1 protein-coding gene and 1 pseudogene are annotated in these 3588 nt (G+C 72.6%); one reads left to right on the plus strand and one right to left on the minus strand.

Going from position 1 to position 3588, the window contains the following annotated elements; translation table 11 throughout:
- Positions 1–1027 (minus strand): annotated as a pseudogene (locus OOT08_RS01070) (hypothetical protein); the annotation flags it as partial.
- Positions 1028–1363: 336 nt separating this feature from the next.
- On the opposite strand from OOT08_RS01070, the gene OOT08_RS01075 reads away from it, so the two are divergent.
- A partial coding sequence (locus tag OOT08_RS01075) for a hypothetical protein (RefSeq protein ID WP_325090737.1) occupies positions 1364–3588 on the plus strand: 2225 nt, incomplete at its 3' end.

Here is a 3588-nt window from a genome sequence, read left to right on the forward strand (position 1 = left end):
TCGAGGCATCCGGCTCCGCGTCGGCAGGGCCGTCCTCGGTGCGCTCCCCGTACTCGGGCTCCTGGGGCGAGTCCGCGGGTGGCTCCTCTCCGTCGGAGGGGGCCGCGTCAGGCTCGGGCTCGGGGATCGGCTCGGGGATCGGCTCGTGGTCAGCGCTGTCGGGGGTGTTCGCGGCTGGGCTCGGGGTCACGGTCGATGCCTCCTGTCCGTCGGTTTCGGCGGTCTCGGGGGCGGCGGCGTGCTCCGGAGCCGCGCCCGTCTCCTCCGTGCGCGCGGGGAGGGTGGACGCCACCGCGCCCTTCCGGCGCAGCGAGGTGCGGATCCCGGCCAGCGGCCCGCGGTTACCGCGGCGGGGGCCAACGCCGCGCCGGTCGTGGTCAATGGCGAGCAGATACAGGACGGCGCCCAGGAGCGCGAAGGCTCCGCCCGCGAGCAGGAAGGGTCCGGCGAGCGGCGTGCTTCGGTCCTGCTGCCAGGCCAGAGCAAAGCTGGCGGGCTGGGGGTCGGTGCCGTTGCTCGCCACGAGCACGGACTCCCCCGGGTTGAGCGCGAGCGGGGCCTCGAGCGTGCCCTCGCCCTCCAACTCATCCACCCAGAGGTCGCTGCCTCGCGGGTCGATGGGGGCGAGGGGCTCAGCGACGGCGGGCTCCTCGGCTGCGGGCTCACCCTCGGCGGGGGCCTCCGAAGCCTCGGGAACCACGGCGGGGACCACGGCGCCGCGCAGGCTCTTCCCGTCCTGGCTGACCGTGAACTTCTCGTGATCGAAGGGGGCCACCCACGCTTCGATGTCGATGGTGCTGCCGGTGGCGAGCACGATGGGGGCGTCGGCGGAGGTCAGCCGCACCGCGGCCGCGCCGTCCACCTTCTCCAGCTCCTCCGCGGAGATGACCCCGTAGCCGACCGTGTTACTGGCCTGGACGCGGTGCTCAATTTCGGAGGGCCCGGCAAGGAAGGATCGCTGCCCGATACCGAGCAACAACATCACCCCCGCGAGCACCAGAGAGGCGATCGCCAACACGTAACGCACACACGCTCCTTGTTCTTCGACCCGGGATACCGTGGAAAACGTCGGGTCGAGATTAGCCGTACCCCACAACGTTACCCGAATTGTTCCGTGCTGTGCGTGGGAATTGTCCGGACGAGTGCTGAGTATTGGCCGCGCTCCGCCCCTGGCCACCCGGGACATGCCCGGGCGCATCTTCGCGTGCGTTCCCGCAGATTTCCCGGGGCCTCGGAGGTGAGTGTGGCGTACACTGGTGACTCACGGCGGCGACCCGATCGCCCCAGGCGGAGGCGAGCCGGTGCACACGCTCCGAGCAGTCGGCGCCACCAGTGTTCCCGCTTCCCGCTACAGGAGTTCATCGTGTCTGATCCACAGCTTCCCTTCGCACAGTCGTTCCGCGGGTACAACCGCGAGGAAGTCGACGAGAGCTTCCGCGGCTTCACCGCGGAGGTGTCCCGGCTCGCTGGTGAGCTGGGTGCCTCCGAGCAGCGCGCCGCGCAGGCCCGCGCCGAGGCCGAGTCCCAGCGCGCGCTCATCGCCGATCTGCAGGAGCAGGTCTCCGAGCTCGGCGCCTCCGGGTACTCCGGGCTGGGGCTGCGGGTGGAGAAGAGCCTGCAGATCGCCGAGGATCACTCGCAGCGGCTGATCGCTCAGGCCGATCTCGACGCGGAGAAGCTTCGTCGGAGCACGGAGTTGGAGAGCGCCCGCCTCCTGGAGCAGGCACAGGCGCGCGCCGATCAGATCGTGGTCTCCGCCACCGAACAGGCCGAGATGCTCGTTTCCGGTTCCCGGCACGACATCGCCGAGGTCACCGCGCGCACCAACGAGGAGAAGGAACAGCTCCTCGAGGAGAGCCGCCGCGAGGCGCAGTCGCTCCGGGAGAGCGCCGCAACCGCCGCGGCGACGCTCCGCGAGAGCGCCGAGCGCGACGCCGCCGCCCTGCTCGCGGCCGCAACGCGCGACGCCGAGCGCCTGGCGGCCGACGCGGCCGCCGCCGCCCAGACCGCCCAGACCGAAACCGAGCGCCTCGCCCGGGAGACGCGCGAGGCGCGCGCCGCGTTCGAGCGCGAGTCCGCGCTGGCGAGCGAGCAGCTCGCCCAGGAGACGGAGCGCAACCGTGCCGAGCTGACCGCGAAGCGGGAGCGGGACGCCCGGGAACTGGAGGAGGCCCAGGCGACCCGGGAGCGCGAGCTCACCGAAACCTACGAGCAGCGTTCGCGGGCGCTCACGGCGGAGATGGACACCCAGCGCGCCCGTGTCGCCCAGGAGCGCGCCGAGCACGACGCCGTCATCGACCGGGAAAAGACCGCGCACGAGACGCGTATCGCGCAGGAGCGGGAGAGCCACGACGCGCGGATCCAGGCGGAGCGTGCGGCCCACGAGGCCGAGCTGACCGGCCTCGCGGAGGCGCAGCGCATCGAGCTCGTCCAGCTCGCCGAGTCCGCCGAACGAGAGCGGCAGCGCTCCCTCGGCGAGCACGCCGAGCAGCTGCAGCACGAGCGTGAGACGCAGGCCACGGAGCTGAGCCGCCAGCGCGAGGTCCAGGAGCACGCGCTCGAGCAGGAGTTGACGGCCCATCGCACCTCGATTCACGAGGAGCGCGAGACCACAGCCGTCGAGCTGGGCGCCCAGCGCGCTGAGCAGGCCGAGCGGCTGGCCGCGGAGCTCTCCCAGCACGAGGCCACCCTCGCCGCGGAGCAGGCCGCGCACCAGGAGCACATCGCGATCAGCGGGCAGGAGCACGAGGAGCGCATTCGCGCCGAGCGCGAGGCACACGAGGCGGGCATCGCGACCGAGCGCGAGGCGCACGAGTCGGGCATCACCGAGGAGCGCGCGGCGCACGAGGACGCGATTCGGCGCGAGCGCGAGGTGCACGAGGAAACGCTCGCGGAGGAGCGGGAGGCACACGAGGCACTGATCGCGCAGGAGTCGATCGCGCACCAGAGCCGCATCGCCCAGGAGCGGGACGCGCACGAGGCCCGGATCGCCGCCGAGTTGGCCGAGCACCAGGCCGGGATCGAGCAGCGCGAGCAGGCCCAGCGCGAGCAGCTGGACCGGGAGACGGCGGCGCACGAAAACCGGATTCGCCAGGAGAGCGTCGAGCACGACGAGCGCCTGGAGCGTGAGCGGGGCGAGCAGGAGCAGGCCCTCGCCGCCGAGCGCGCCGAGCAGGGGGGCGTCCTCGCCGCAGAGCGCGAGGCCCACGATGCACAGATCGCCGCGGAGCTGGAGCAGCACGACGCCGTGCTGAGCGCGGAGATCGAGGAGCACGAGGCCAAGCTCGCCGCCGAGCGGGACGAGCACCTGCGGCTGACGGAACGCGAGCGCACGCAGCACAGTGCGCGCCTCGTCGAGGAGCGCACCCTGCACGACCAGCGCATCGCGGCCGAGCGCACCCAGCTCGAGCGCGCCCTCGCCGAGCAGCGGGAGGCGCACGACACCGGGATCAGCCTGGAGCGCCAGGAGTTTGCCGCGGAGACCGGCCTCGCCCGCGAGGAGCTCGCCGTGCACACCGAGGTCGCCCGGGAGAGCCTGGCCGCGGACATCGCCCGCGAGCGTGAGGAGAACGAGCGTGAGCTTGCCCT

Source organism: Leucobacter sp. M11 (genome assembly GCF_035726885.1).
GTDB lineage: Bacteria > Actinomycetota > Actinomycetes > Actinomycetales > Microbacteriaceae > JAPFRB01.